This is a genomic window from Comamonas terrae, assembly GCF_001544075.1.
GTDB classification, from domain to species: domain Bacteria; phylum Pseudomonadota; class Gammaproteobacteria; order Burkholderiales; family Burkholderiaceae_C; genus Comamonas; species Comamonas terrae.
The window spans coordinates 91,886-118,615 of the sequence record NZ_BCNT01000009.1; the positions used below are offsets into that span (position 1 = coordinate 91,886).

Annotated in this window: 24 protein-coding genes; 13 read left to right on the forward strand and 11 right to left on the reverse strand. The window is 60.5% G+C overall.

Annotation, left to right across the window (positions count from 1 at the left end; genetic code table 11):
- Positions 1-72 precede the first annotated feature (72 nt).
- Together Cte04_RS14300 and Cte04_RS14305 are read right to left on the reverse strand one after the other, a co-directional pair.
- Positions 73-2,781, reverse strand: a complete 2,709-nt coding sequence (locus tag Cte04_RS14300) for a hybrid sensor histidine kinase/response regulator (RefSeq protein WP_083526675.1) — start codon at positions 2,779-2,781, stop codon at positions 73-75.
- A 172-nt stretch (positions 2,782-2,953) separates the two neighbouring features.
- The gene (locus Cte04_RS14305; RefSeq protein WP_083526676.1) at positions 2,954-3,961 is read right to left on the reverse strand and encodes a DNA topoisomerase IB; all 1,008 of its coding nucleotides are present in this window, start codon (positions 3,959-3,961) and stop codon (positions 2,954-2,956) included.
- A 535-nt stretch (positions 3,962-4,496) separates the two neighbouring features.
- Between Cte04_RS14305 and Cte04_RS14310 the strand changes: the two genes are divergently transcribed.
- From Cte04_RS14310 to Cte04_RS14320, 3 genes are all read left to right on the forward strand, one after another.
- Entirely contained in the window at positions 4,497-4,976 is a 480-nt protein-coding gene (locus tag Cte04_RS14310) for a CBS domain-containing protein (protein ID WP_066479070.1), read from the forward strand.
- A 78-nt stretch (positions 4,977-5,054) separates the two neighbouring features.
- Positions 5,055-5,663 (forward strand): DUF892 family protein, encoded by a 609-nt coding sequence (locus tag Cte04_RS14315; RefSeq protein WP_066479394.1) that lies wholly within the window; start codon positions 5,055-5,057, stop codon positions 5,661-5,663.
- On the forward strand, positions 5,632-6,270 hold the full coding sequence (locus Cte04_RS14320) for a cysteine hydrolase family protein (RefSeq protein WP_306302929.1): 639 nt from the start codon (positions 5,632-5,634) through the stop codon (positions 6,268-6,270). Before Cte04_RS14315 ends, Cte04_RS14320 begins: the two co-directional genes overlap by 32 nt.
- Here the strand turns inward: Cte04_RS14320 and Cte04_RS22225 are convergent.
- From Cte04_RS22225 to Cte04_RS14345, 5 genes are all read right to left on the reverse strand, one after another.
- Positions 6,212-6,673 (reverse strand): LysR family transcriptional regulator, encoded by a 462-nt coding sequence (locus tag Cte04_RS22225; protein ID WP_083526677.1) that lies wholly within the window; start codon positions 6,671-6,673, stop codon positions 6,212-6,214. The genes Cte04_RS14320 and Cte04_RS22225 overlap by 59 nt on opposite strands.
- A 94-nt stretch (positions 6,674-6,767) precedes the next feature.
- Entirely contained in the window at positions 6,768-8,750 is a 1,983-nt protein-coding gene (locus tag Cte04_RS14330) for a S9 family peptidase (protein WP_066479090.1), read from the reverse strand.
- Positions 8,751-9,074: 324 nt separating this feature from the next.
- Positions 9,075-11,162 (reverse strand): catalase, encoded by a 2,088-nt coding sequence (locus Cte04_RS14335; protein ID WP_066479093.1) that lies wholly within the window; start codon positions 11,160-11,162, stop codon positions 9,075-9,077.
- 96 nt (positions 11,163-11,258) lie between these two features.
- Complete coding sequence (gene ku / locus Cte04_RS14340; protein ID WP_066479098.1) at positions 11,259-12,218, reverse strand: non-homologous end joining protein Ku; 960 nt, start codon at positions 12,216-12,218, stop codon at positions 11,259-11,261.
- A 429-nt stretch (positions 12,219-12,647) separates the two neighbouring features.
- Complete coding sequence (locus Cte04_RS14345; RefSeq protein WP_157082029.1) at positions 12,648-12,905, reverse strand: hypothetical protein; 258 nt, start codon at positions 12,903-12,905, stop codon at positions 12,648-12,650.
- A gap of 145 nt (positions 12,906-13,050) precedes the next feature.
- Between Cte04_RS14345 and Cte04_RS14350 the strand changes: the two genes are divergently transcribed.
- Complete coding sequence (locus Cte04_RS14350) at positions 13,051-13,365, forward strand: plasmid stabilization protein (protein WP_083526678.1); 315 nt, start codon at positions 13,051-13,053, stop codon at positions 13,363-13,365.
- Positions 13,366-13,523: 158 nt separating this feature from the next.
- On the opposite strand, the gene Cte04_RS14355 is transcribed toward Cte04_RS14350, so the two are convergent.
- Positions 13,524-13,682 carry a hypothetical protein gene (locus tag Cte04_RS14355; protein ID WP_157082031.1) on the reverse strand — a complete coding sequence of 53 codons (159 nt, stop codon included), beginning with the start codon at positions 13,680-13,682 and terminating at the stop codon, positions 13,524-13,526.
- Positions 13,679-13,816 carry a hypothetical protein gene (locus Cte04_RS14360; protein WP_157082032.1) on the reverse strand — a complete coding sequence of 46 codons (138 nt, stop codon included), beginning with the start codon at positions 13,814-13,816 and terminating at the stop codon, positions 13,679-13,681. The genes Cte04_RS14355 and Cte04_RS14360 overlap by 4 nt, the downstream gene beginning before the upstream one ends.
- 331 nt (positions 13,817-14,147) lie before the next feature.
- On the opposite strand from Cte04_RS14360, the gene Cte04_RS14365 reads away from it, so the two are divergent.
- Positions 14,148-14,504, forward strand: a complete 357-nt coding sequence (locus Cte04_RS14365) for a PRC-barrel domain-containing protein (protein ID WP_066479101.1) — start codon at positions 14,148-14,150, stop codon at positions 14,502-14,504.
- A gap of 234 nt (positions 14,505-14,738) precedes the next feature.
- Positions 14,739-16,019, forward strand: a complete 1,281-nt coding sequence (locus tag Cte04_RS14370) for an NAD(P)/FAD-dependent oxidoreductase (protein ID WP_066479102.1) — start codon at positions 14,739-14,741, stop codon at positions 16,017-16,019.
- On the opposite strand, the gene Cte04_RS14375 is transcribed toward Cte04_RS14370, so the two are convergent.
- Positions 16,020-17,252 carry a helix-turn-helix domain-containing protein gene (locus tag Cte04_RS14375; RefSeq protein ID WP_066479397.1) on the reverse strand — a complete coding sequence of 411 codons (1,233 nt, stop codon included), beginning with the start codon at positions 17,250-17,252 and terminating at the stop codon, positions 16,020-16,022. It abuts the gene before it with no gap.
- 146 nt (positions 17,253-17,398) lie between these two features.
- Between Cte04_RS14375 and Cte04_RS14380 the strand changes: the two genes are divergently transcribed.
- From Cte04_RS14380 to Cte04_RS14395, 4 genes are all read left to right on the forward strand, one after another.
- The gene (locus Cte04_RS14380; protein WP_066479111.1) at positions 17,399-19,498 is read left to right on the forward strand and encodes a PQQ-dependent dehydrogenase, methanol/ethanol family; all 2,100 of its coding nucleotides are present in this window, start codon (positions 17,399-17,401) and stop codon (positions 19,496-19,498) included.
- 85 nt (positions 19,499-19,583) lie between these two features.
- The gene (locus Cte04_RS14385) at positions 19,584-21,023 is read left to right on the forward strand and encodes an aldehyde dehydrogenase family protein (RefSeq protein ID WP_066479115.1); all 1,440 of its coding nucleotides are present in this window, start codon (positions 19,584-19,586) and stop codon (positions 21,021-21,023) included.
- 22 nt (positions 21,024-21,045) lie between these two features.
- The gene (locus Cte04_RS14390) at positions 21,046-23,190 is read left to right on the forward strand and encodes a TonB-dependent receptor family protein (RefSeq protein WP_066479119.1); all 2,145 of its coding nucleotides are present in this window, start codon (positions 21,046-21,048) and stop codon (positions 23,188-23,190) included.
- Positions 23,191-23,299: 109 nt separating this feature from the next.
- Positions 23,300-23,536, forward strand: a complete 237-nt coding sequence (locus Cte04_RS14395) for a putative hemolysin (protein ID WP_066479400.1) — start codon at positions 23,300-23,302, stop codon at positions 23,534-23,536.
- Positions 23,537-23,689: 153 nt separating this feature from the next.
- Here Cte04_RS14395 and Cte04_RS14400 read toward each other — a convergent pair whose 3' ends face one another.
- Positions 23,690-24,097, reverse strand: a complete 408-nt coding sequence (locus tag Cte04_RS14400) for a hypothetical protein (RefSeq protein ID WP_066479128.1) — start codon at positions 24,095-24,097, stop codon at positions 23,690-23,692.
- Positions 24,098-24,407: 310 nt separating this feature from the next.
- Here Cte04_RS14400 and Cte04_RS14405 point away from each other — a divergent pair, with 310 nt between their 5' ends.
- The 3 genes from Cte04_RS14405 (at position 24,408) to Cte04_RS14415 (ending at position 26,590) form a co-directional block, all read left to right on the forward strand.
- Entirely contained in the window at positions 24,408-25,445 is a 1,038-nt protein-coding gene (locus Cte04_RS14405; protein ID WP_066479402.1) for a methionine ABC transporter ATP-binding protein, read from the forward strand.
- Positions 25,446-25,469: 24 nt separating this feature from the next.
- Complete coding sequence (locus Cte04_RS14410) at positions 25,470-26,135, forward strand: methionine ABC transporter permease (RefSeq protein WP_066479130.1); 666 nt, start codon at positions 25,470-25,472, stop codon at positions 26,133-26,135.
- 146 nt (positions 26,136-26,281) lie between these two features.
- Positions 26,282-26,590, forward strand: a complete 309-nt coding sequence (locus Cte04_RS14415; RefSeq protein WP_066479135.1) for a single stranded DNA-binding domain-containing protein — start codon at positions 26,282-26,284, stop codon at positions 26,588-26,590.
- The last annotated feature ends 140 nt before the right edge of the window (positions 26,591-26,730 follow it).

Below are 26,730 nucleotides of genomic sequence, written 5' to 3' on the forward strand. Positions count from 1 at the left end.
CCGATGCATGGCAAAAAATGTTCCAGGGAATTTGCTGGCACATTCGAGAGGTCCGCTATGAATACGGTTGCTTCAGCGGAGTGGGGAGGGAGGGGCAGAAGCATCCTGCAGGCTATGCTTTTTCAAAAGCTGGCTGATTTGCTTGGGGCTCACCGGCTTGGTCAGGTGGTGATCAAAACCGGCCTTCAAGGACGCCTGCCGATCCTGGCTCTGACCCCAGCCCGTCAAGGCCAGCAGCAGTGTGCTGGACCCTTCGGCGCTGGCCCTGATCTGGCGCGCAACTTCATAGCCGGTCATCTTGGGCATGCCGATATCCAGCAGGCAGACATCGGGGTGCTGTTCATGCCAGATTCTCAAGGCATTTTCGCCATCATGTGCATGGTGTACTTCATGCCCTTCGGCAATGAGCAATGCTCCCAGGGTTTCCAGAGCATCCTGATTGTCATCAGCAATCAGTATCTTTCGCGAAGGTGTCTCAAAAGGAGTCTCCTCTTCAAACCTCGTGATCGGACTGAGTGACTGGATATCGCTCTTGACGGGCAGTTTCAAGGTGAAGGTGCTGCCTTTTCCCAGACCTGCACTGTGTGCGGAGATCGAGCCACCGTGCAGCTCTATCAATCCCTTGGACAGAGCAAGACCTATTCCCAGCCCGCCTCCAATTCTGTCTTCCGTATGGTGAAGCTGTGTAAACATATGGAATACCTCGGAGACGGACTCCGAAGGAATCCCGATGCCGTTGTCGCTCACTTCGATGATCAGTTCATCGGCATGAATACGGGTCTGCAGAATGATATTTCCACCGGAGTCGGTATATTTGGCCGCATTGTTGAGTAGGTTGGCAATGACCTGCGCAATGCGCAATGTGTCGACTTCAAGCACCACTGACGGGGCATTGTTATGGACTGCCAGATGGTGGCTTTTCGCTTCGATATTGGGCAGTGCCGTCTCGACCGCGGAAGCCACGATGTCGCTGACGCTGGAAAGGGTCTTCTTCAGCGTCAGGGTCCCGCGGCTGATACGCGGAACATCCAGCAGGTCGTCCAGAAGTGCCCCCATGCGTTTTACCTGCCGGTCTATGACTGCGCTGGCCCATTGCCGTTGCGTATCCGTGACCGGGGCTGCCACCAGCAGCTGGGCCGCCTGCTGGATGGGCGCCAGCGGATTTCTCAGCTCGTGCGCCAAGGTGGCCAGAAATTCATCCTTGCGTTTATCGCTATGGCGCAGCAGCTGTTCGTTTCGGATGCGCTCCGATATGTCGGCGAACCATATTGCAATGCCTCCGTGTATCGGAGACGCGATGCAGTGGAACCAGCGCGTTTTTTCGCCCTGTACATAAGCCGTGTCGAATTCGCTGGTGCGCTGGGTCTCGATGACCTTGATGCAATGGTAGAACTCGGGACTGCCGGCCGACATGTACGAAAGGGTCTCGAGGACTTCGTGCTTCATCAGTTCGCTGGGAAGCTGGCCGAATGCTCTTGCTGCAGCGCGATTGATGTATTTCCAGCGGAAATTGACGATCTCACGCTTTTTGCGAACGGGCTCGAGAATGATGAAAGGAGCTCCCGATGCATCGAGCACGGCTTCAAAGCGTCCCTGGGAATCCTCCAGATCCTTTTGAGCCCGATCTCTTTCTATGAACAGAACGGCTTTGCGCGCACAAATATCTGCGAGCGTGCATTCGCGCAGAGTAGGGCGTCGGGGATCGGGAAGGAAAATGGATAATGTGCCCAGCACTTCGCCTTGATGGCTGATGAGCGGAGTGCAATGGATTGCGCGAAATCCCAGGGACAGTGCGATATCTCTGCAGGCATGGAACTGCGAACTGCTTTCCGTGTCTTCGATGATGATCCGGCTTTTTTCCAGGCAGGCATCTATGCATGCATTGGTGCCACCGAATCTGGATACCTGGGATAAAAGCTTGAGATCTATGCCGACATTTGCCCCTATTTTTAATTGGTTCTTTCTGATGTCATAAAGCGAGATCAAACCCATGGCTGCGCCATGAAACTGGACCAAAGTGCTTAATATCGTCTTCAACTGTGTTTTAAGATCCGGTATTTCCAGAAGCTGTGTGCTGAGTTCATGCAGATGGCCCAAGTCACTCAATTGCTGGTTCAGCTTGTGTTGGGTCGATATCAGCTGGCTGTCGATCACCTTGCGCTCGGTGATATCCAGGCATGCACCATACAGGCGGATTGGATAGCCCTTGCTGCGCTCTATCCTGGCCCGTATCAATAATCCTGTATTTCCATGATCGGCTGCCGGTATGGAGGTTTCATGCTCATAGGCAATGCGTCCTTCCGCTGCCTTGATCCAGAAAAAGGCAATGCATTCATTGAGAAAATTCTCTGGCAGATATTGCTGAATCGCCGAGAAATTTATATCCTGTGCAGTTACTGGAATGCCAAATAAATTCAAAAGTGCAGGGGAAGCGAAGACAGTTTGTTTTCGCAAGTCGATATCGAAAACTCCAATTCCCGTACCTTCCGTGACAAGCGCGAGGCGTTCTTCGACGACTTTTGTATGAAATTTCTCCTTGTAAAAAAAACGGCTCAGGTAAAGCAGAAGAAATCCCATGCCGAGAAAAATAAAAGGCAGTAAACGGTGGAGAAAATCGTGGGTATGGAACCAGGCCAAAGCTATTCCAGAGACCAGACCCACAGCCAGCAGGCCCATTCCCAGCCATTTGCCTCCCAAGCTAAGGGAAAGAACCGAGGAACCGGCTTCCGGGCCCAGAAGCCGTGCCCGCACATTGCTCCATCTCTTTGATTTGGGTTTCATCGAAGTCAAATGTAAGAGCGTATACGCTCGGTAAATTTTTTGTAATCGTTATACCTTATTTTTGACGTTCCCAAGCAAGTGTGTTATTGCATTTGAATGCAATTTAATAAGAAAAATTACAATTTTTCTTAAAAAAAATCAATGAGTGAAGTGGACTTACGAGGAATAATTTTTAACTATTGTATTGGAGAATTTTTAGGAATAATTTTTCAGCACAATTTAGTCCGGATTTTTTAATTTTATTGGTGAAAGGATGTTTTATACACTCTTGCTCGCAAAAGCGTAGAACATGGGGGTGTATGTAGAAGTTGCGGCACACAGAATAAGTATTGCCTATGGTCTTGGCGACTTTTTTTATAATCTCAGCCGTTGACAGCTGTGGAGAAGAATTCTGCCCCTGTTCTTTGATGCTGTCGAGCTTGGCCTGCACTGCACATACATTGGCATGCCAGGTCCGGAAATCCTTTGCAGTGAAATTTTCCCCGGATATGGAGCGCAGATAAGAGTTCACATCTTCTGATTGCACGGATTGAAGCTGCCCATTTTGGTCCGGAAACTGGAAAAGCCGTTGGCCGGGAAGTTCCTGGCAGCGGTGAATGATGTGGATTATTCTCCTGTCGGTAATTGTGGTTTTCTGCATAACGCCACTTTTACCCCGGAAGTGGAGAGTCAGCCGACCTGCCTTGACAACGGCGTGCCTGTTTTTGAGTGTACTCACGCCGTAGGACTTGTTTTGCAGAGCATATTGCTCATTGCCAATGCGGAAACCCGTTTGGTCCAATATTTTGACGATGGCAGCCGTGATAACTTTGAGTTCCAGCTTTTTCAGGGCGAGATCATGCTCGACGGCACGCCTGATGGCAGGCAGACAACGCCCGAATGCCAGCATGCGGCTGAATTTTTCCTGCGTGCGCCGCTCTTGCCACAGAGGATGGTATCTGTATTGAAGGCGGCCTTTGGCGTCGCGTCCCATTGCCTGTATATGGCCTTGTGCAGAAGGACAGATCCATACATCCGTGTAGGCAGGCGGAATGGCCAGCTTGCGTATTCTTTCGAGTTCCTCCAGTGCCCGTATATGTTTCCCGTCTGCAGTGAAATAGGCAAAACCGCGGCCCCGGCGTACACGACGCCAGCCTTCCGAAAATGTATCTATATAGACAAGTGGCGCTTGTGCGTCCATTGCTATGCCATCAGGCTATTTCCCTGTATGGGCGGAGGCGAGGACGGAGGGTCGGTATAGGGCGCGGGGGGAGGAGCCGGAGGCGGGTCTCCCAGGGGGGGAAGTATGGGGTCTGTGGGAGGAGGATTGACGGGCGGCGCAATGGGAGGAGTAGGCGGAGTCGTATGCATGAAATGGCTCTTTCCAAATTCACTGAGTGCCTGTTGAGGTCTTGTTGTCCCACGGAAGGGGCTCTGAGTTCCGGCAAAAAACATGCCTGGAAATCACGCTCGGACTGGTGGTTGTTTTTATTTTTACAAGTCCGGTGACCGCTATTGCATCCGATACGAAGGCTGATTTTGGGGTGAAACGATATTTGATATTGGAATGCCATTGAAAAGCTTTCTGTCCGTGGACATTGAACTGAGGCTTTCGGCCTGTGCTGCCGTGGAATCCGTGCAGCGAGGCAACGCGCAGCCGGGGCGGGCATGCTGATTGCCCTTGTCTTCGCACAGGCGCTGGAACTGCCACAGCAAGAAATGCAAGGAGTCGAGCAATGACCACAGTCAAGGATGTGATGACACGCGGTGTGCGAAGCCTTTCGCCCACAGATACCGTGCAATTTGCTGCCCAGGCCATGGATGAACTGGCCGTGGGCTCGGTGCCCATATGTGACGGACAGAAGCTGGTCGGAATGGTGACCGACCGCGATATCACCATCAGAAGCACGGCCCAGGGTTTGCCAGCAGACACCACCTCCTTGTCGCAAGTGATGTCCGAGGGCGTGCGATGGTGCTATGAAGACCAGACGCTGGAAGAAGCTGCGCGCCAGATGTGTGACGCCCAGATACGGCGCTTGCCGGTGGTGGACAGGGAAAAGCGCCTGGTCGGCGTCCTATCCCTAGGGGATGTGGCTGTCAAGTTCAGCGCAGAAGAGGCCGCCCAGGCTCTCCGGGATATTTCCAAGCCGGCCGAGCCCGACAGGCGCGGCATATCTGCCGCGGCAGGCAGTACGGCCGGCGGAGCCACCCCCTGACACAGGCGGCTTGCGGTGCAGCCGCATCGACATAGAGAACCGAAAACTACCAGCCACTCAACCACGATGGAGATCGCCATGGCAAAGCGCCCCTATGATGCAGCACAACTCAAGCAGCTCTTGCTGCAGATGATGGAAACCGAACTGGGGGGCGAGCTTGTCTACCGGACGGCGCTGGAAGCTGCATGCAATGACGATTTGAAAAAGGAATGGGAAGAGTATCTTGAGGAAACGCGCAAGCATCAGGAAGTGGTGCGCAGCGTGTGCGAGGCTCTGGACATGGATCCCGACGAGCAATCCCCGGCACGGATGGTTGTGAAGTCCATCGGTGAATCCCTCGTCAAGGCCATGGAGCTGGCCAGGAAGACCTGCGATGCAAAAACTGCGGAAATCATGGCCTGCGAATGCGTCGTGCATGCCGAAACCAAGGACCAGGCCAACTGGGAATTGCTTGGCAAGATAGCCGAGGCAGCCGGGGGCAAGCAGCAGGAGATTTTGCAGCAGGCGTACGACAGCGTCTGGAAGGATGAGCAGCATCATCTGTTCCATACCAAAGGGTGGTGCAGAGAGCTGGCCATTGAACACCTGGGCATGCCTTCGGTTCTTCCTCCGCCCGAAGAAGCCAAGCAGGTGGAAACCGCTATTGGAGCGGCCCGTGCCGAGCAGCAGCGAAGCAAAATGCTCTGATGCTCCTCGCAAGGAAATGCGGCGGCTGAAACCCGCGAAAGTGCCTCACAGCCCGGAAGTGCTGGTGCTGGTCGATGTGATCAATCCCCTGCATTTTCCGAATGCGCAAGCACTCCTTCCCGCCGCCCTCGAGGCTTCGCATCGTATTGCCAAGCTCAAGGCCAGGCTGGCTGCCCGGGGTGTCGCGGCCATCTATGCCAATGACAACTATGGCACCTGGCACAGCGAATTCAGCGATGTGCTGGCCTCCTGCCGTGCGTTGCCGGGTGCACGAGGTGAAATAGCGCGGAGGCTGGCCCCACAGCCTCAGGACCTCGTCATCCTGAAGCCCCAGCATTCGGCCTTCCATTCCACGCCCCTGGAGCACCTGCTGCGCAGGATGCAGGCGGAAAAGCTCATCATCGTAGGCTTCGCGACCGATATGTGCGTGATGCTGACTGCCACGGATGCACGCATGTCGGGGTATGAGGTCTGGATACCGCAGGACTGTACGGCCGCGGAATCCTCCCGCTGCAAGCAGGACGTTCTAAACCAGTTGAAAGCCGCCTTCAAATGCTCGACCAGGGCAGCCTTGCCCAAGTCCGCACGCATGGAGAAGCTGTCGTAAGGCAGCCCATATGGATGTGCCTCCGGGGTGGCCTTTGTTGCATCACCGGCCCGAGTCCGGATTCATGGGCCGGCCAGGCGCTGCGCCATGGCTTCTGCCGCTGCCGGCAGCGGCAGAGAAGTCCCTCGGAGAGGTGGACTTTCAAGAATCGATGCCTGCGCCTTTTCCATCTCTTTCTTTGCCCGGCACAATGCCGATGGAATCTTGCCCCGGTCTTTGTCAGTTCGAGGTTCTGGGGCAGGCGCTTGAACAGCTGGGTGTCGAGACGCTCTTTCAGGCGTGCGATGGCTTTGCGCACGGCAGATTCCGTAAGACAGAGGCTCCGGGAAGCCGCACCGAAGCTTCCCGCGTTGGCAGTGGCAACAAAGACATCGATACCTCTGAGGCGGCCTAACAGCCGCATGAGCTATCCTTCTGGCTTGTTTGCATGGGTCTGGATTCGGCCATATGGCGCATGACCGAGTGCATCATGTATTGCAGCAGGGCAGTGGTTTGGGCTATTTGTCGGTGACCCATTTTTCCAGCCACTGCAGTATTCTCTGCAGCGCATCCACGCGATGTGAAGGCTTGCCGCTGACGGCAAAAGAATGATCTCCCCCGGGGTACAGAACCATCTCTGTGGGGGTGTCGGTGGTGTATCTGAGCTTGACAAACAATTCTTCCGTTTGGGCTCGTGGGCAGCGCTCGTCCTCCATGCCCTGGAGGAACAGGGTGGGAGTTTTCGCTTTGTCTATGCTGCTGGCAGGTGACAATTTATGGAAGATATGATGGCTCTCCTCTTCATCCACTTCCATCGAATAAGTGTCTGCGTAATAGCCGCTATCCGAAGTCCCGAAGTGGGATTCGAGGTTTGCCACAGGAGCGCTGACAATGGCAGCCTTGAACCTGTCCGAATGGCCTATTGCATAGGCCGCCATGTAGCCGCCATATGAATTGCCGATGATTGCCGCTTCCCTGGCAATACCTTGCTGCTGCAGTTGGCCGAGTGCACCAAGGTGTTGGGGCAAATCGAGTTCCCCCCATTTCCCGCGCAGACGCTCCGAGAAATCTCGTCCGTAACTGCTGGAGCCCACGGCATTCAATGCAAGCACTGTCCAGCCGCGCGAGCAAAGGATCTGCCAATAGGCATGGGAGGAAAATTGGAAATCCACATAGCTTGCCGGTCCTCCGTGGATATCGATCAACAGAGGCCTCGCTTTTTCAAGCTCGTCGCAATCCCGCAGCGCAAGCAACCAGCCATCTATCTTCTCGGTGCTGCCGCCGCCGGCAGGCACGTCAAAAACACGATGCTCTGCATGGAGCCTGTCTCGCTCTTGCCACCACGGGTTGAAGTGCGACAACTGTGTTTCTTCTTCCTGCCCGTCCCATCTTCTGCAGTAGAGTTCCTGCGCGGATACCAGGTCTTCGCTGCTGTAGACGAGAAAGTCATTGGCAGCCAATATCCCAACTTGCCGCTCTCCCTGCGCGAGCGGCCGGGTCTTTCCCGTAGGAACGGATATTTCAACCACGCTTTGCAGTCCGCGGATGGCCTGTATGAATGCGACGGCAGTGCTGTCCTTTTTCCAGTGAAGCTCTCCGGCCACGACTTCAATGGACTCGTCACCCAGGGGCCTGACCTGCCTGCCGTCCATGTCGATGAGCCACAGCCGCATCTGGGCATCGCCGTCTGCCTGCGCTCCTGCAAACACTATCCATTTGCCCTCCGGAGACCAGCTGGGCGAGGTGCAGTTATTCTGCCCGGAGCTCAGGCGCATGCATTGCGCAGGCTTGTCGCCTTCCAGGTCCAGCAGCCATATATCCGTGCAATGCTGCTGGTCTTCCTCTTCCCTGGTTCTGCAAAAGCATAGGCGCTTGCCATCGGGTGCCCAGGCTGCGGAATGGACATTGAAGTCGCCGGCCGTCAGCTGCCTGGGTTTTCCCTTCGCCGCGTCCAGCATGAACAGATGGGTTCGCGCGTCGAGCAGATAGCCCGTGCCATTCATCTTGTAGGGCAGTCTCCAGCATAGATGGGGAGCATCGGCCTTGCGCGCAGGCGCATCGGCGCCATCCCAGCGCATGCAACCTTCCTTTCGCCGGTCCGGATCCACCGTGACGCTGGCCAGCACCAGCAGGCGATCGCCTTGCGGTCGCCACCAGACCTCGGAGGCACCGCCTGCTAGGTGGCCGAGCTGACGTGCTTCTCCGCCATCCATGGGGAGAATGTGGACTTGCGAGGTTCCATCCCCGGAGCGATCCGACAGAAATGCCAATTGGCTACCGTCATGCGAATAGCGCGGCGATATATCCATGTGGGAGCCAAAGGTCAGCTGGCGTGGATGCTTGCCGTTCAAGGAAAATTCCCAGAGCGTGGAGAAATAGCCATCGGATTCGGTGTCTATCGCCTTGACGGCGCATACCGCGATTTCCTTTTCAACATTTACGTTGATGGCGGTAATGATTTTCTCCAGTTCGATATCCTGGGGCACAAAGTTTTTTGGCATGGAATTTTCCCTGTAACCCTGCCGAACTGGCAAATTCCGTTCCATTATTTTCTTTAAGGCTTGGCATGCTTAAAGCTCGCATTGCCGGCGATAGGCTGGAAGAGGGGGCTTTGAAGGGGACATTGCCGCCCTGCAGCTTTTGCAGTGGCGGCGGCCGGATAGGCAGGAGGGAAGGACGCTGCGCCTAAAAAGCCGGCGTGCCTTTGCCAAGTCGAAGCCGGCAGTCCAGCGGATTTGTCTCCATGGAAAATCCGTCTCTGGAGTGGAGCGGCATTACATTCGACAGCGAATGGTTTAGGAAACAAATACAGGTCTCGGACCACCTCAGGCAAGAGAGCGCACCGATGGCTCGCGGCTCCAGAACCGGGTTTTAGCGCCTTCGAGGAAGGCATCGGTATCGTCGATGGAAAAAACGCCTTCATCGAAAGTGATGCCTGCCTTTGCCATGAGGGCCTGCGTTGCTTCGCAGGCCGCGATGGCTTTCAAATGGACGAAGGCATCCCTGAACCAGGCTTGTGCATCGGCGTCCATGCACAGCCTTTCTGCGGATTCCGGTGTCAGCACGGCGGCCACGGCGTCGAATTGCGCCGATGGACTGCCTGCCAGATGGCCGTGGGCGGCAAGCAGGCTGCCGTCATCCAGTCTCGCTCCTGCGATCTTCGGTGCAACGATCCTGACCATGGCTTTTTCCGCCTGCAGTGCCCCGCGGAGCTTTGCAATGGCATGCGCGTTCGATCCATCGTCGGCGAGGATTGCCACGCAACGCCCTTCCAATGTGTGCTTCATGCGTCCGATGAGCGTGGTGGCGGGGCTCGGATCGAGGTTCAGTACCGGCATTGCAGGCTCCGCCGGCCGTGGCAGCGGGCTGATCCCCAGTCCCTGAGCGACGCGTTTGCCGAGGTCCTCGTCGATCACCAGCAGATGGCTTACCATGGCCATACGCACGTGGGCGGTTTCGACCTTGGAAAGCTCGAAAACCAGGGCGCTGGCGAGATGAGATTGCTCGACGGTGTCCTGGCTTCGATAAAACATCCGGGCCTGGCTGTAGTGATCGGCAAAGCTTTCAGGGCGCAGGCGCCCTTTGGTTCCCGTAGGAGCGGCCTGCGCGAAATGCCTGAATCCGGTGGCCCTGCAGGCACGAGGGCTGTCCGCCTGCAGGCTCGAAGGCTCGTAGGCCACCCGTCCATGCGGTCGCTGCGTCTGCATGTGGCCATCGCGTTGGTTGTTCGCAAAAGGGCACTGCGGCGCGTTGATGGGCAACTGCGCGAAATTGGGACCGCCCAGGCGCAGGAGCTGCGTATCCAGATAGGAAAACAGGCGGCCCTGCAAGAGCGGGTCGTTGGTGAAATCGATGCCCGGTGGAACATTGGCGGGGCAGAAAGCCACCTGCTCGGTTTCGGCAAAGAAGTTGTCGGGCCAGCGATCCAGCACCATCTGGCCGATACGCCGCAATGCAATGAGCTCTTCAGGAATGATCTTGGTAGGGTCGAGATGGTCGAAAGGCAGGGTCTGCGCCTGTTCCTCGGTGAACAGCTGCACGCAAAGATCCCAGGCAGGAAAGGCACCGGCTTCGATGGCTTCGAACAGGTCGCGCCGGTGATAGTCATTGTCGGCCGCCTGGAGCTTGAGCGCTTCGTCCCAGACTGTCGATTGGACTCCCAGGGCCGGGCGCCAATGGAACTTCACATAGGTGCTCCTGCCTTCCGCATTGACCAGCCGAAAGCTATGGATGCCGAAGCCTTCCATCATGCGCAGACTGCGCGGCAGGGTGCGATCGCTCATGATCCACATCACCATGTGCATGGACTCCGGCATCAGCGAAATAAGGTCCCAGAAAGTGTCATGCGCGGGTGCAGCCTGCGGAAAAGCCCGGTCGGGTTCCATCTTCAGCGCATGCACCAGGTCCGGGAACTTCATCGCATCCTGTATGAAGAACACGGGAATGTTGTTTCCCACCAGGTCCCAGTTGCCCTCTTCGGTATAGAGCTTGACCGCAAAGCCGCGCACGTCCCGTGGCGTATCCACGGATCCCGCACCGCCTGCCACCGTGGAGAACCTGGCAAAGACCGGTATTCTCCTGCCGGTTTCCGTCAGTACCTTGGCCGTGGTGAAGCCGGACAGAGAATCCGTCAACACGAAATATCCGTGAGCTGCAGAGCCTCTGGCGTGTACGACGCGTTCGGGAATGCGCTCGTGGTCGAAGTGCGTGATCTTTTCCCGCAGGATGAAGTCTTCCAGAAGGGTGGCGCCATGTTTGGCGTCTGCAAGTGAGTTCTGGTTGTCGGCAACCACTATCCCCTGCTGTGTCGTCAGCGGTGGATGGTTTGCCTGGGCTTGCTGCTGTGGCTCTCCACCTGCGCCGATATTGTCATTTCCATCAAATGTTTCACGGATCGCATGGGGCATGGGCATCTCCTTCGATAGCGTGGCCGAAGCGGTTGAGAACGATCAAGCCACCGGGCAATCCGACTGCCAGCAGCTCATTGCAGCGGACATGAGGCGCTCTCTTCAGTGGAACTTTCCCTGCGCCGCGGTGGCGGCATTGGATGAGTGCCTGCGGGCGCCCTGCGAGGCCTTGTTCCTTGGAGCACGGGACGGCATGTTCTCTTCCTGCCGCGAAACGGACTTGCGCGGTCTTTCATTTCGCCCGAGCAGGCTTCTTTCCAGCAGGGTGGTGAGATCCATCACCTCGGAGCCGCTCCGGGAAGGCAGTACGTTCGGTTCGTGCCTGAGGGCCTGGGCGTCCCTGGCCTGGATCTTGGTTTCCAGCAGGCGATGTATTTCGTCTTGGAACGAGTTCCTGAACTGGTCGGCATCCCAGGGCTGCGTCATTTCATTGATCAATGCCAGGGCCATTCGGATTTCCGACGCCTTGATGCCTGCGTCCCTGGGATCCAGGGGCGGAAGGTTCAACGCCTCGAAAGGACGGATTTCTCCGCCCCAGCGCAGAAGATTGAGGATGAGTGCCCTGCCGCAGGGAATGAGCAAAGCCAGGTGCTGCTTGGTCTGGATGACGATTCTGGATATGCCCACCTTGTTGCTTTTCTTGAGGGCCTCCCTGAGCAAGGCATAGGTTTTTTCCCCGCCATTCAAAGGCGCTGTGTAGTAAGGCTTTTCCAGGTAGATAAAGGGAATTTCGTCGACATCTATGAACGCCTCTATCTCTATCGCTCGGGTGAGCTTGGGAAATGCGGCCATGATCTCCTCTTCGGTAAGGACCACGTACTTGCCGTTCTCATACTCCACACCCTTCACAATTTCCGAAGGTTTCAGCTCTTCCTCAGTGGCCTTGTTGATCCGCTTGTAGCCAACCGGCTGCAAGGTTCTTTTGTCCAGCCAGTTGAAATCGGTATCGGAGCTGGATGTGGCGGAATATAAACCGATGGGTATATGGACCAAGCCAAAATTTACAGCACCTTTCCAAACGGCGCGGGTGGAAGAATAGTTTGATCGGGTGCTCTGAGCCATGGTCTATTCCTGTAAAGATCGGCCCGTCGGCAGGCCGGACCGGTTATTTCATTGATTTTTCCAGGTGGTTATTTCATGGGAAAATGGAAAGCAGCCATGGATCAATCCCGGAGCTAATATGCAAATAAGCGTCGATGGAATAAAAACCATGATCTGATCCAAGATGCATACCGTGCTTTTCTGTATACCTAGGAGGGTTTATGAATAAGCATATATGCAAGCGCCAAAATTAGACCTATCAATATCAAGGACATCCAGAGATTCCGGTATGTGCGCTTGCTCCTGGAGTGGAATATGGAGATAGCGTCGGCCGCTGCACAGGGAAAGGCTTCTGCAGTCGTTCGATAGTAGCGTACGTGCGGCTCGGGATTGAAATACTCATCAGGTGTTACGCGTTGCATAGTATCTCCAAGATAAATATCAGCGGAATCAATGTGCCGAAAGAATATCAATGAGCCACCCACGATGTTTGAGAATTCTGGTTGGATCCGAGGCAAGTGTCGTTCCTGGAATATTGCAAAATTTCTGCTGGGTAAAAAAATGAAACTGCAACTGCAATAAATGCTGCTTCTTTTGCTGAAAATAATTCAAAGAAACCATTTTCCGGCCTGCAGCTGAATCTGCCACAACCAATGCAGCACATTTGCAGGCCCGAATTGCATGCTGTTGTATTTGCAGACAGACCATGCTCTGTGATTTGGTTATATTGCAGAGGTCAGCGACCCAATGAAATATTGCAAGCTGTTTGTGTCGGCACAACCTGGTAGCCAGGGGCCGGGTTTCTCATGCCCAGATTCATGCCTGCACCAATTCGAACGAGAAAGGAAGAACAATGCCTCGAGGTGACAAATCCGCTTATACCGACAAGCAAAAGCGCCAAGCCCGGCACATCGAAGACAGCTATGAAGATCGGGGTGTCAGCCATGAAGAGGCTGAAAGGCGGGCCTGGGCTACGGTCAACAAGGAAACCGGCGGAGGAAAGAAGTCCGGCTCGGGACGGGGCCATTCCGTGGATCATTCGCCGTCCCGCAAAGGTGGAAAGCTGGGCGGCGCCGCGTCGGCATCGCGGCCGGCACAGGAGCGTTCGGCATCTGCAAAGAAAGCCGCTGCCACACGCAAGAAAAATGCAGAGGCTGCCAAGAAGTGAGCGGGCCACAGCCCATTGTCTGCCCGAATTGCATTCGTCTCATATCAATGCCCGCAATGTGCGGGCAGGAAGAAAGAAGAGCCGGTGCCCCCGGGGCTGAGGCGTGTCTGGTAAGTGGTGTTGGGTGGCGTGCAATCCAGACCCGGCTGAAAACCGGTTTAAAGCAGGGGATCTGTCAAATAGGCAAGGCCCAGCGTAATTGCACCTATTTCAGACCAGACAAAAAGCATCAAAAGAAGAAATGAAGCAGTATCTTTGACATGAAGCTTGCTGTAGATGAATTTTGTAAATTTTTCTGCAAGAATTACATAGATCATGTAATTGCTCCGGTATGAATGGTTTGTTCTAAGGAAAAAATATGCCGATCGGCGTTTGGCGAAGATAAATAAGCAAGAAGGGTGCCAGAAAGAATGGCTCCCGTCGGGAACGCCACATGCCGCAGCTTTTCCATGAAAGATCAAGACAAATCCCGTAATCAGACGCCTCGCCCTGGCATACCGTCGCTGTTTCCCAAGCGTGGAATCCTCTGGGCGTTGGCGATTGTTCTCATCATCTGGCTTGTCATCATGTTCCCTCCCTGGTAAATGCGGAGGGCAACGGGTTGTTTTATTTTTGCATTGCCGTAGCTAAAAGCATTCCGGCATTGAAAATTGCAAACCCATAAAATCCTGCCTGGAATTGATTTCAGCTCAAGGCCGCGAAAAAATCCCATGACTTGGGATAAGCGAGGATGGCTTTTCAATTCCGGTGAAGGCCGGTGAATACAATGTGTGGAGAAAGGTATGGCTGCCTGTGCGACCGAAAGCAATATTGTGTCCTTTGATAAAGTGACCGGCACAAACGTCTATGATTGCCTGGGCGAAAAGCTGGGCACCATCGATTCATTGATGATCGACAGATTTTCCGGAAAGGTGCGGTATGCCGTACTGGAGTCCGGCGGGATTTTGGGCATGGGCGCCGACCGTTATCCGCTGCCCTGGGAATCCTTGAGCTACGAGCCCAGCAAAGGCGGCTATGTGGCACATCTCACCAGAGAGCAGATTGAAAATGCCCCCAGGTACGAAAGCGGAACGGCCAAGGAATATACGAACGAATACGGGCGTAGCATTAGCGATTATTATGGAGTGCCATATTTCTGATGGCTGTCCTGGCGAGGTGCTAGCCATGGGAGCAAGGCCTGCCAATGCAGGCTTTTGCTTTCTGCCGCGGCAGTTGCTGGCGGCCAGGGTCTGAGCAGTGCCGCAGCAGGGGCGCCCGCAGCAGGCGGGCTGCCCGATAAAGCCGCCGTTATAGACATATTTCGGTGCGCCCGGTACTTGCAAGGGGCAGCGGCCGCTAAACTGATTTCAGTCAAAAGTGGAAAGGCGGTGGTTGTGCATTTCGATATCGTGATCGTCGGCGGAGGGGCCGGAGGCCTGGAGCTTGCAGCCCGGCTGGGCCGCCAGCTGGGAAGCGGGCAGGGCCGCGAGCGTGTGCTGCTCATCGACAAGTTTCCATTCCATATCTGGAAACCGACACTGCATGAGGTGGCTGCCGGCACGCTGGATGCGCATCAGGAAGGACTGTCCTATACGGTGCTGGCAAGGCGCAACCATTTCAGCTTCACGATGGGGGAGTTATGTGCCCTGGATACGCAGCGCAAGACCGTCACGCTGGAGGCCATCCATGGCGCGCAGGACGAGGAAATCGTTCCGTCCCGCACCGTGAGCTTCAAGCGCCTGGTGCTGGCGCTGGGCAGCGGCTCGAATTCGTTCGGTACGCCGGGCATCGAGCATGCCTACCTGCTCGAGAACGTGCGCGATGCGCAGCGTTTCCATTCCGACTGGCTGAGCGCCAGTGCACGCGCCTCGTTCTCGAATGAGCGCAGCCTCTCCATCGCCATCGTGGGCGCCGGAGCTACCGGCGTGGAGCTGTCGGCGGAGCTGCTGGAAGCCCATGCGGTTCTGCTCGACAGCCTGGGCAGCGCCCAGCGCTTCAGGCTCGATATTTCCCTGGTGGAAGGCGGGGACCGCATCCTGGGCGGTTTGCCGCCGCGCATCTCGGAGCAGGCCATGCTGGCGCTGCGGCGAAAGCAGGTCAACGTGCTCACCGGCACGCGCGTGCAGGAGCTGCGCAAGGGCGTGCTGGTCACTTCCGCGGGCGAGATCCATGCCGACATGATCGTCTGGGCCGCGGGCATCAAGGCGGCGGACGGCAATGCCAGGCTGGGCCTGGAAACCAATCGGCTCAACCAGTTTGTCGTGGACACGCATCTGCGCACTTCGGTGCCCGAGATCTATGCCATGGGCGATTGCGCCGCCTGTCCCTGGGGCGAGGACAAGCTCGTTCCCGCACGGGCCCAGGCTGCCCACCAGCAGGCGGCCTATCTGGCCAAGGTGTTTCTGGCCATGCTGCGCGAGAGCGACGTGCGCGAGCCCTTTGTCTACCAGGACCTGGGTTCGCTCGTCTCGCTGGGCGACAACAAGGGCGTGGGCAATTTGATGGGCGGGCTGGCCGGCAAGAACTTCTTCGTGGAAGGACTGATGGCCAAGTGGATGTACATGTCGCTGCACCTGATGCACCACCGCGCCATCCTGGGCCTTGGCAAGACCGTGCTGCTGGCCCTGGCCCGGCTGCTGCAGCAGCGCGTATCCGGCCGGCTCAAGCTGCACTGATCATTGCGCCTGCTTCCAGCTGCGCAGCAGGCGATACAGCGTCCCTCGCGAGATGCGCAGCTGCCGGGCTGCCTGGGAGATATTTCCGCCATGGGCGGCCAGCGTGGCCTCGACCAGCCTGCGGTTGTGCTCGCGCAGCGTGGGCTGGCAGGCTTCATTTTCCGCGTCCATCCCCGCCTCTTTGGCCGCTGCTTCGGGCGGACGCGGTGCCAGCGCGGCCGGCTGCGCCGCGCCTGCGGCTTCTTCATCGGCCAGCAGGGCATGTGCGCCACAGGCCTGCAGCCGCGCCTGTGCCCAGACGCCAAGACCGCTGGCCAGCCTGAGGAACCGGGGCGCCGCGGCAGTGCTCAGGCGTAGCAACTGCTGCAGGCTGTGGCCGAACAGGCTTTCCACCTCGCGCGATGCGGCGTCGGCCGGCAGCAGGCCCACGATGCGGGCGCCTGCGTCATTGAGCCAGGCGACGTGGCCATCGGAGGCAATGCCGGCCAATCCCTGCAAAGGCGTCTCCAGCAGCGCGGGATGGAGCTGGAAGCGCAGTATCAGATGTTCCTGCGACTGCGCCTGCAGCAATACGTTCTCGATCACGGTGGCATGCATGCCCACCATCTGGCCGGCGTCGAAGCCGAAGGGGCGGGCCAGCGTGGTGAGGTCGAGCACACCGACCACCTTGCCGCGCACGTCGCGGATGGGTGCGGCCGCACATTGCAGCAGACGCAGTTCGTCGAAGTAGTGCTCGCCACCCAGGACCGTGCAGGCCTGGCCGGTGGCAGCCACAATGCCAGGTGCCGTGGTGCCGGCAATGCGTTCGCCGATATTGGAGCCGGGCTGTCCCATATGGCGCGACAGCATTTCCGGGGCGGATGACTGCGGCACGGGGCTCAGATAGAGAGCAACGCCGTCGCCGTCGGTCAGCAGCACGCGCACATCGGCGCCCGCCAGCGCCCGCTCCATGGCCGCGATTTCGTGTTGCGCGACCTGGAGCAGGCCCCGGCTGCGCTCCTGCGTGGCATGCAGGCGGCTGCGGGTGACCGGCGCGAACGCCACCTGGCGCTGCGGATCGGGATGCACGCGGCGGCAGCGCATCCAGGACTGGATCACGGCTTCGCTCACCAGCCCCGAGGGGCGCATGCCTTCCTCGAAAAACTGGCGCCTCGCGATTTCGACCCGCTCTGTGGCCGAGGTTGAAAACAATTGCCTGGGCGCATCTGCCGTACGCCATTTTCCAGGCCCCATGGGCATCTCCTCGGGGAACGACGACGGTCGAATGTGTTCCGAAACGGCACAACCGCTGCTTGGTGAAATCCCGAGCATGCAAAAAACAGGACGAGGCGGGATGCTCTGCAGTGCCAATTTGAACAAAGCAGAACCAGGAGACACCCATGAGCTTGCTTGGCAACAGACTCGCGTTCGGCGTTCTTTCATGTGTGGTCGCGGCTGCGGCATCGGCCCAGGATACCGGCAGCCGCGCCGCGGCCAGCCGGCGCGTGGACCAGTCATTCGTCTTGAACAACGCTGCGGGAACGCCCGACTGGCCCGTTGTCGGCGTGGACTACGCCGAGACCCGCTACAGCCGGCTGGACCAGATCAACACCGCCAATGCCAAGGACCTGGGTCTGGCCTGGTCCTACAACCTGGAGTCCACGCGCGGCGTGGAGGCAACACCCGTGGTGGTGGATGGCGTGATGTATGTATCCGCCTCCTGGAGCGTGGTGCATGCCATCGATGCGCGCACCGGCCAGAAGCTGTGGACCTACGACCCCGGGGTGGATCGCAGCATCGGCTACCGGGGCTGCTGCGACGTCGTCAACCGGGGCGTGGCCTTGTGGAAGGGCAAGGTCTACGTGGGCGCCTACGACGGCCGCCTGATTGCGCTGGACGCCGCCACGGGCAAGGTGGTGTGGGAGCGCAACACCATCGAGGGGCAGAAGGGCTCGTACACCATCACCGGCGCGCCGCGTGTGTTCAAGGGCAAGGTCATCATCGGCAATGGCGGCGCCGAGTACGGGGTGCGCGGCTACCTCACGGCCTACGACGCCGAGACCGGCGAGCAGAAATGGCGCTGGTTCAGCGTGCCCGGCGATCCGTCCCGGCCTTTCGAGGACGAATCCATGCGACGCGCGGCCAAGACCTGGGACTCCAGCGGCAAGTGGTGGGAGGCGGGCGGCGGCGGCACCATGTGGGACACCATGGCCTTCGACCCCGAACTCAACACCATGTACGTAGGCACCGGCAACGGCTCTCCCTGGGCCCACAAGAAACGCAGCCCCAAGGGCGGCGACAACCTGTACCTGGCCTCCGTCGTGGCGCTGGACCCCGACACCGGCAAATACAAGTGGCATTACCAGGAAACCCCGGGCGACAACTGGGACTACACCTCCACGCAGCCCATGATCCTGGCCGACATCCGGATCGACGGAAAGCTGCGCAAGGTGATCCTGCATGCGCCCAAGAACGGGTTCTTCTTCGTCATCGACCGCACCAACGGCAAGTTCATCTCGGCCAGGAACTTCGTGCCGGTGAACTGGGCCAGCGGTTACGACAAGAACGGCCGGCCCATGGAGATCGCCGCGGCGCGCGACGGCAGCAAGCCCTATGACGCGATTCCCGGCCCCTATGGCGCGCACAACTGGCATCCGATGTCCTTCAATCCCAAGACCGGTCTGGTGTACCTGCCGGCTCAGAACGTGCCCGTCAACCTGATGGACGACAAGAACTGGAAGTTCAACGAGGTCGGGCCGGGCAAGCCCCAGTCCGGCACCGGCTGGAACACGGGCAAGTTCTTCAATGCCGAGCCGCCCAAGAGCAAGCCTTTCGGCCGCCTGCTGGCCTGGGATCCCGTCGCGCAGAAGGAGGTCTGGCGCGTGGAGCATGTCTCGCCGTGGAACGGCGGCACGCTCACCACGGCCGGCAATGTAGTGTTCCAGGGCACGGCCGACGGCCGGCTGGTGGCCTATGACGCCAGCAATGGCGACAAGCTCTGGGAGACGCCCACCGGCACCGGCGTGGTCGCCGCGCCCAGCACCTATATGGTGGATGGCAAGCAGTATGTCTCGGTCGCCGTGGGCTGGGGCGGCGTGTACGGCCTGGCGGCGCGGGCCACCGAGCGCCAGGGCCCGGGCACGGTCTACACCTTTGCCGTGGGCGGCACGGCCAAGATGCCGGAGTTCGTGGCCCAGCGCATGGGCAAGCTGCTGCAGGGCGTGAAGTACGACCCGGCCAAGGTCGAGGCGGGCACCGCGCTGTATGTGGCCAACTGCGTGTTCTGCCATGGCGTGCCGGGCGTGGACCGCGGCGGCAACATTCCCAACCTGGGCTATCTGGACGCCTCCTATATCGAGAACCTGGGCAGCTTCGTCTTCAAGGGGCCGGCCATGGCGCGAGGCATGCCGGACTTCACGGGCAAGCTGTCCGCGGACGACGTCGAATCCCTCAAGGCCTTCATCCAGGGCACGGCCGACGCGATCCGGCCCAAGAACTGAAGCCGGCCCTCGTGCCGCCGCACAAGCCGGTGCGCCTTGCCAGCGCGCCGGCGATCCTGCCATCAAACGTCAAGGAAACCCGTACATGAAAGACCAGTTGCAGTTCTACATCGACGGCCAATGGGTGGACCCGGCCATTACGCGCACCCTGGAGGTCGTCAATCCCTCCACCGAGCAACCCATTGCGCGTATCAGCCTGGGCTCGGCCGCCGACGTGGACCTGGCCGTGAAGGCCGCGCGGCGCGCTTTCGAAAGCTATTCGCAGACCCGCCGCGAAGAGCGCCTTGCCCTGCTGGCCAGGGTGCTGGAGGTCTACCAGCGCCGCTACGGCGACTTCGTGCAGACCATCTCGCAGGAGATGGGGGCGCCGCTGTGGCTGTCCAAGGCCGCGCAGGCCGCCACGGGCGTGGCGCACCTGGCGACCACCATCGAGGTGCTCAAGCAATTTTCCTTCGAGCATGTGCAGGGCACCACGGCCATCGTGCACGAGCCCGTGGGCGTGGTCGGCATGATCACGCCCTGGAACTGGCCCGTCAACCAGATCATGTGCAAGGTGGCGCCGGCCCTGGCGGCGGGCTGCACCATGGTGCTCAAGCCCTCGGAGATCGCGCCGCTCAATGCCATCCTCATGGCCGAGGTGCTGCACGAGGCGGGCGTGCCGCCCGGCGTGTTCAACCTCGTCAACGGCGACGGCCCCGGCGTGGGCGAAGCCCTGTCGGCCCACCCGGGCATCGACATGATGACTTTCACCGGCTCCACGCGCGCCGGCATTGCCGTGGCCAAGGCCGCGGCCGACAGCGTCAAGCGCGTGGCGCAGGAACTGGGCGGCAAGTCCGCCAACATCGTGCTCGAAGATGCCGACCTGCAAAAGGCGGTCACCCAGGGCGTGCAGGCCTGCTTCACCAACTCGGGCCAGAGCTGCAATGCGCCCACGCGCATGTTCGTGCCGCGCGCGCTGCACGCGCAGGCCGCGGCCATCGCCAAGGCCGTGGCGGGCGCCGTGACCGTGGCCGATGCTTCGGCCGAGGGCATGCACATGGGGCCCGTGGCCAGCGAAGCCCAGTTCCACAAGATCCAGGCCCTGATCCAGAAAGGGCTGGACGAGGGTGCCACGCTGGTGGCCGGCGGCACGGGCCGGCCCGAAGGGCTGGCCAAGGGCTATTTCGTCAGGCCCACGGTGTTTGCCGATGTGCGCAACGACATGGCGATTGCCCGCGAGGAAATCTTCGGCCCGGTGCTGGTGATGATTCCCTATGACAGCGAGGAAGAAGCCATCCGCATGGCCAACGACACCGTCTACGGCCTGTCCGGCTATGTGCAGTCCGGCAGCCTGGAGCATGCACGCCGGGTGGCTTCGCGCCTGCGCACCGGCATGGTCCATCTCAATGGCGCGGGGCCGGACTTCGGCGCGCCCTTTGGTGGCTACCGGCAGTCGGGCAACGGCCGCGAGTGGGGCGAGCACGGCCTGCGAGAATTCCTGGAGGTCAAGGCCGTGATGGGCTATGGGATCAAGGAAAAAGAATGAGCACAAGAGGCAAGCCCGCGCAATGGCGAAACACGTGAATGACCGGCCACCGCCTGGGTGCAGCAGCACGGCGCTGGCGCTGGCCGCCGGGCTTCTGGGGCTGCCCGGCATCGGCCTGGCGCAGGAGGCAGAGGCCCCCGGTCCATTGCCCGAGGTGACGGTGCGCAGCACCTTGCTGGCATCGCCGCTGGAGCAGGCGCCTGCTTCCGTGACGGTGGTGGACGGCGCGCGGGTGCGCGACCGCCAGTGGCAGGTCAACCTGTCGGAATCCCTGGCGGCGGTGCCTGGCCTGCTGCTGCAAAACCGTCAGAACTACGCGCAGGACCTGCAGCTGTCCATTCGCGGCCAGGGCGCGCGCTCCACCTTCGGCGTGCGCGGCATCCAGATCTATGTGGACGGAATTCCCGCCACCATGCCGGACGGCCAGGGCCAGACCAGCAACATCGACCTGGCCTCGGTGGAGCGCATCGAGGTGCTGCGCGGCCCGTATTCCGCGCTGTACGGCAATGCCTCGGGCGGCGTGATCAACATCTATACCGAGCGTGGCGAGGGCCGGCCCGAAGTGCACAGCAGCTTCACCGTCGGCAGCAACGGCCAGAAGCGCCTGGGCCTGAAAGCCAGCGGCGAGAGCCATGGCGTGGGCTATGTGGTCAGCGCCAGCCGCTACCTGACCGACGGCTACCGGCCCCAGAGCGCCGCCGACAAAAACCTCTTCAATGCCCGCCTGGACACGCAGCCCGATGAGGACAGTCACCTGACGCTGGTGGCCAGCCATACGGCGATAGACGCCAAGGACCCCGGCGGCGTCACGCCTGCCGAATGGCGGGCCGACCGCCGGGCCGTCGCGCAGGGGCCGCTGGACTACGACGCGCGCAAGAGCGTGAGCCAGACCCAGGCCGGCCTCGGCTACGAGCGGCGCATCGGCAGCGGCAGTGCCCTGCGCCTCATGGTCTATGCGGGCCGGCGCGAAACCACGCAATACCAGGCAACACCGGCCGCCGCGCAAAGGCCGGCCACCAGCGCCGGCGGCGTGATCGCGCTGCAGCGCGACTATGGCGGGCTGGACCTGCGCTGGGCCGCGAGCCGCGAAACGTCGGCCGGCCGTTTCGAGCTGGCCACGGGCCTGGCGGCCAATATCACACGGGAAGACCGGCAGGGCTACAACAATTTCATCGGCAGCCGGTACGGCGTGATGGGCGCGCTGCGCCGCGACGAGCGCAACACGCTGGGCAATATCGATCCCTATGTGCAGGCCTCCTGGGCCTTTGCACCGGCCTGGAAGATGCAGGCCGGGCTGCGCTGGAGCAATGTCAGCTTCGAATCGCACGACCGCTACATGGCGCCCGGCAACGGCGACGACAGCGGCAATGCCGCCTATCACCGCCTGCTGCCCGTGGTGACGCTGCAGCATCAGCTGGACGAGCGCACCCACGTCTATGCCTCGCTGGGCAGCGGGTTCGAGACGCCGACCTTCAATGAAATCTCCTACCGCCCGGCGGGCCTGCCGGGCCTGAACTTCGGCCTTCGGCCTGCCGTCTCGGCCAGCGCCGAAGCCGGCATCCGCCAGCGCTTCGAGGGCGAAAGCATGCGCGGACAATGGGCTGCCGCGCTGTTCCGGACCCAGACGCGGGACGAGATCGTTGCCGCGGAGAATGCCGGCGGCCGCGCCACCTACCAGAATGCCGGCCGGACCCGGCGCCAGGGCATGGAGCTCAGCGCCACGGCCTGGCTGACGCGGCAGCTCAAGATCGAGGCGGCGCTGACGCTGCTCGATGCCCGGTTGCGCGATGGCTTTTGCGATGCCCGGGGCGGCTGCATCGCTGCAGGCCGGCGCATTGCCGGCACGGCGAGAAGCCAGGCCTACCTGGCCCTGGACTGGCGCCCGGCGCAGGACTGGAGCCTGGGCCTGGACTGGCGCCAGGTGGGGCGCGTCGCCGCCAACGACGACAACAGTGTCCATGCGCCCGGCTATGGCGTGGCCGGCCTCAGCGTGGGCCATGCCATGCGCCTGGGAGCCTGGACGCTGAACGCCTTTGCGCGGCTGGACAACCTGGCCGACAGGAAATACGTGGGCTCGGTCATCGTCAACGAAGCCAATGGCCGCTACTACGAGGCCGCGCCGGGCCGGCAGTGGATGGCGGGCATGAACCTGGCGTACCAGTTCTGAGCGCCAGCTTGCGATCTCCCGGTCGCCGGCCGGCATTTGGCGCATGGCGCCGTGCTAGGCTGGGCGCTCTTTGTTTTCTGTTCGATTTGCCGTGTACAAGATCTTCTTTATGGCTGCTTGCCTGGCGGTGACCGCGTGCGGCACCTCGGCTCCCGGCCCTGCGCCGGCATCGGCGCCGGCGGTGCCCCCGGCCGTGGGCATGGCCAATCCGGCTTCGGTCCACTGCGCCAGGCTGGGCGGCCGCCTGGTGATCGAGGGCACGGCGCGGGGCCAGGTGGGCATGTGCCATCTGCCCGACGGCTCGGTGCAGGAAGAGTGGGCGCTGTACCGGCGCGACCACCGCTGAAGAAGAGCCTGTCTGGTGCTTTGAAATCGAGAGCAGGCAGCGCTTGCTTTCACTGATTTTCTGATTCTAAATGCCCTGAACCCAAGGCGCTTCACGCGCCAGCTGCTTTGATTTTTGAAGCGCGGCCTTCTTGGGCCGTATCGTCCTGTACGGCTAGGCGCCGGGCATGCCGAACAAATCGTGCGCATCGAGCAGCGCAAAGGCGATCTCGGGATTGCGCTCCAGTCCCTTGCGGATGGCCGCCGGAATGCTTTGCCGCGTCTTGCGGCACAGGCCGGGCAGGTCGGACAGCTCGATCTGTATGCCGCGCATGCTGCGCACCTCGCCGCTGCCGGGCGCGATGGTGATGGACAGGCCCAGCTGCTCCTGGATGCGCTGCTGCATATGGGCCAGATCCTGCAGGCTGCTGATGCGCTCCAGCCGCTCCAGCAGCTTTTTCTCTTCCTCGCGCGTGAGCCGCAGGATGCGGCAGTCGGCCTGCGGATCGCTCAGCAGCTGCTCGCGCTGGCAGACGCAGGCCCCGGGCGGGCATTCGACGCGGACAGGAAAGGGAAGCTGCATACCGGACGGCAAAGGGGCGGGGCACTTGGGTCCATGATGCTACGGGCAGCCCGCCCCCAGGGAAAAGCAGGGAAAGCGTGAGGTGCCGGCGTTGCTGCCTTGCCCGACTTGCTGCCAGGCTTGCCCGGTTTCAGGCATAGTTGCGGGTTATTACCAAAAAGACCGGCTGCAACCACCTGGGCAGCGGGTCGAGAAAATTCGGGTGAAGGCCTGCGTTGCACGCGCCGGCTCCAGCCCTTGTCTCCATTGACTTTTGATCGCGCACCGTCCGGCTCCTTGCGGGGGCTTTGTGCGGCGTGCCTATATCTTCATGATTGAAATTCGGGATCTGTCCCTGACTTACCAAGGCCCCAAGGGGCCTGTCCACGCCCTGCGCGGCATCGATCTGCAGGTCCGGTCGGGCGAGGTGTTCGGCATCATCGGCCGCAGCGGCGCCGGCAAGAGTTCCCTGGTGCGCTGCCTGAACCTGCTCAACCGGCCCACGGGCGGCCAGGTGATCGTGGGCGGGCGCGACCTGATGCAGCTGTCCGAGACCGAGCTGCGCGCCGCACGCCGCGACATCGGCATGGTGTTCCAGCATTTCAATCTGCTGTCCTCGCGCACGGTGTTCGACAACGTGGCGCTGCCGCTGGAGCTGGCCGGCATGGCCAAGAACGAGATCCGCCAGCGCGTGACGCCGCTGCTGGAACTGGTGGGGCTGGACCACCTGGCAGACCGCTATCCGGCCCAGATCTCGGGCGGCCAGAAGCAGCGCGTGGGCATTGCGCGCGCGCTGGCCAGCCATCCCAAGGTGCTGCTCAGCGACGAGGCGACCTCGGCCCTGGATCCCGAGACCACGCGCTCCATCCTGGACCTGCTGCGCAAGGTCAACCGCGAGCTGGGCGTGACCGTGGTGCTGATCACTCACCAGATGCAGGTGATCAAGCAGATCGCCGACCGCGTGGCCGTGATCGACGGCGGGCGGATTGCCGAGATGGGCTCGGTCATCGAGGTGTTCACGCGCCCGCAGCAGGCCATCACCAAGAGCCTGATCGACGAGATCGTGCCGCAGGAGCTGCCCGCGTCGGTGTCGGCCCGCGTGCACCAGCTGTCGCAGAAGCTGCAGGCCGGCCAGGTCGGCCAGCTGCTGCGCCTGTCCTATGCGGGCGAGAGCGCATACCAGCCCATCCTGTCGCACCTGATCCGCGAGCTAGGGCTGGACCTGTCCATCCTGCACGGCCAGATCGACGAGATCCAGGACCAGACCTTCGGCTCGCTGGCCGTGTATGCCAGCGGCGAGCCTGCCAGGATCGAAGCAGCCGTCACCCATCTGCGCGCCGGCGGCGTGCAGGTGCAGATCGTGCACTGAGCGTGACCTAAAGGATTGAGAGCGATGTTTGAGAATTTTTCGGAAATGATGCTGCAGCTGCTGCTGGATTCGCTGTGGGAGACCCTCATCATGGTCGGCGTCTCCGGCCTGATCGGCGGGCTGATCGGCATTCCCCTGGGCGTGTTCCTGCGCGTGACGGACCAGGGCGGCATTTTGCAGAACGGCCCGGCCAACAAGATCGTGGGCTGGATCGTGAATGCGCTGCGCTCCACGCCGTTCATCATCTTGCTGGTGGCCATCATCCCGCTGACGCGCCTGATCACGGGCTCGTCCATCGGCACCTGGGCCGCCGTGGTGCCACTGACCATTGCGGCCGCGCCCTTCGTGGCGCGCCTGGTGGAAACAGCCCTGCGCGAAGTGGACAACGGCCTGGTCGAGGCTGCCCAGTCCATGGGCGCGAGCACCGCGCAGATCGTGTGGAAGGTGCTGCTGCCCGAGGCGCTGCCCGGCATCGTGGCCGGCCTGACCATCAGCTTCGTGAGCCTGACCGGCTACTCGGCCATGGCCGGCGCCATCGGCGGCGGCGGCCTGGGCGACCTGGGCATCCGCTATGGCTACCAGCGCTTTCTGCCCGACGTGATGCTGGTGGTGGTGGTCATCCTCATCTTCTTCGTGCAGGCCATCCAGAGCCTGGGCGACTGGGTGGTGCGCCGCCTGAGCCACCGCTGACCGTGCCTGGCGAAAGATACGGCTGCCAAAAAAGCAGCAAGGCCGGCGCCGCGGTTGTTGGCGCTGGCCCTAAAATGAGTGCTTCAATTTTTTCCAGGCCACCCAGGCAATGCGGTGGCCGCTATTTTTTTGGATAGACAAAGCAAATGATGGATGGTCTGATCACCGGCCGGCTGACCGGTATTCCCGAAAGCCGCGTGGACCGCAACCGCCGCCCCTACATGGTGGCGCGCATGCGCGCCAACGCGGGCGACGGCTCTTCGATTCCGGTCAATATCGTGTCCTTCGACAATGCCCCCTGCGCGGTGCTGCGCAGCCTCTCCGAAGGCGATGCGATCGCCTTGCGCGGCAGCTTCACGCCCAAGGTCTGGATCGACCGCCAGGACCAGTCGCATGCCGTGCTCGACGTGGTGGCCCAGCAGGTGCTGGCCGCGCCCAGCCTCTCGGATCTCTGAGCACCCGCCCGGCGATTTCCGAAAAGCGCGCCCAGGCACTGCCGGCGCGCTTTTTTCATGCCCGCTGGCAGGCCGGGCGTTTTGCAGCGCCCTTGTGCCATTCGGTGCTTTGCATGTGAGCAATCTGTCTGAAGCGGCGG

What these genes read in the sequence shown, in the direction of transcription:
- Cte04_RS14300 (WP_083526675.1), bottom strand. Translation starts at nt 2,781, where the DNA reads ATGAAACCCAAATCAAAGAGATGGAGCAATGTGCGGGCACGGCTTCTG.
- Cte04_RS14305 (WP_083526676.1), bottom strand. Translation starts at nt 3,961, where the DNA reads ATGGACGCACAAGCGCCACTTGTCTATATAGATACATTTTCGGAAGGC.
- Cte04_RS14310 (WP_066479070.1), top strand. Translation starts at nt 4,497, where the DNA reads ATGACCACAGTCAAGGATGTGATGACACGCGGTGTGCGAAGCCTTTCG.
- Cte04_RS14315 (WP_066479394.1), top strand. Translation starts at nt 5,055, where the DNA reads ATGGCAAAGCGCCCCTATGATGCAGCACAACTCAAGCAGCTCTTGCTG.
- Cte04_RS22225 (WP_083526677.1), bottom strand. Translation starts at nt 6,673, where the DNA reads ATGCGGCTGTTAGGCCGCCTCAGAGGTATCGATGTCTTTGTTGCCACT.
- Cte04_RS14330 (WP_066479090.1), bottom strand. Translation starts at nt 8,750, where the DNA reads ATGCCAAAAAACTTTGTGCCCCAGGATATCGAACTGGAGAAAATCATT.
- Cte04_RS14335 (WP_066479093.1), bottom strand. Translation starts at nt 11,162, where the DNA reads ATGCCCATGCCCCATGCGATCCGTGAAACATTTGATGGAAATGACAAT.
- ku (WP_066479098.1), bottom strand. Translation starts at nt 12,218, where the DNA reads ATGGCTCAGAGCACCCGATCAAACTATTCTTCCACCCGCGCCGTTTGG.
- Cte04_RS14345 (WP_157082029.1), bottom strand. Translation starts at nt 12,905, where the DNA reads ATGGTCTGTCTGCAAATACAACAGCATGCAATTCGGGCCTGCAAATGT.
- Cte04_RS14350 (WP_083526678.1), top strand. Translation starts at nt 13,051, where the DNA reads ATGCCTCGAGGTGACAAATCCGCTTATACCGACAAGCAAAAGCGCCAA.
- Cte04_RS14355 (WP_157082031.1), bottom strand. Translation starts at nt 13,682, where the DNA reads ATGATCTATGTAATTCTTGCAGAAAAATTTACAAAATTCATCTACAGC.
- Cte04_RS14360 (WP_157082032.1), bottom strand. Translation starts at nt 13,816, where the DNA reads ATGGAAAAGCTGCGGCATGTGGCGTTCCCGACGGGAGCCATTCTTTCT.
- Cte04_RS14365 (WP_066479101.1), top strand. Translation starts at nt 14,148, where the DNA reads ATGGCTGCCTGTGCGACCGAAAGCAATATTGTGTCCTTTGATAAAGTG.
- Cte04_RS14375 (WP_066479397.1), bottom strand. Translation starts at nt 17,252, where the DNA reads ATGGGGCCTGGAAAATGGCGTACGGCAGATGCGCCCAGGCAATTGTTT.
- Cte04_RS14380 (WP_066479111.1), top strand. Translation starts at nt 17,399, where the DNA reads ATGAGCTTGCTTGGCAACAGACTCGCGTTCGGCGTTCTTTCATGTGTG.
- Cte04_RS14385 (WP_066479115.1), top strand. Translation starts at nt 19,584, where the DNA reads ATGAAAGACCAGTTGCAGTTCTACATCGACGGCCAATGGGTGGACCCG.
- Cte04_RS14390 (WP_066479119.1), top strand. Translation starts at nt 21,046, where the DNA reads ATGGCGAAACACGTGAATGACCGGCCACCGCCTGGGTGCAGCAGCACG.
- Cte04_RS14395 (WP_066479400.1), top strand. Translation starts at nt 23,300, where the DNA reads ATGGCTGCTTGCCTGGCGGTGACCGCGTGCGGCACCTCGGCTCCCGGC.
- Cte04_RS14400 (WP_066479128.1), bottom strand. Translation starts at nt 24,097, where the DNA reads ATGCAGCTTCCCTTTCCTGTCCGCGTCGAATGCCCGCCCGGGGCCTGC.
- Cte04_RS14405 (WP_066479402.1), top strand. Translation starts at nt 24,408, where the DNA reads ATGATTGAAATTCGGGATCTGTCCCTGACTTACCAAGGCCCCAAGGGG.
- Cte04_RS14410 (WP_066479130.1), top strand. Translation starts at nt 25,470, where the DNA reads ATGTTTGAGAATTTTTCGGAAATGATGCTGCAGCTGCTGCTGGATTCG.
- Cte04_RS14415 (WP_066479135.1), top strand. Translation starts at nt 26,282, where the DNA reads ATGATGGATGGTCTGATCACCGGCCGGCTGACCGGTATTCCCGAAAGC.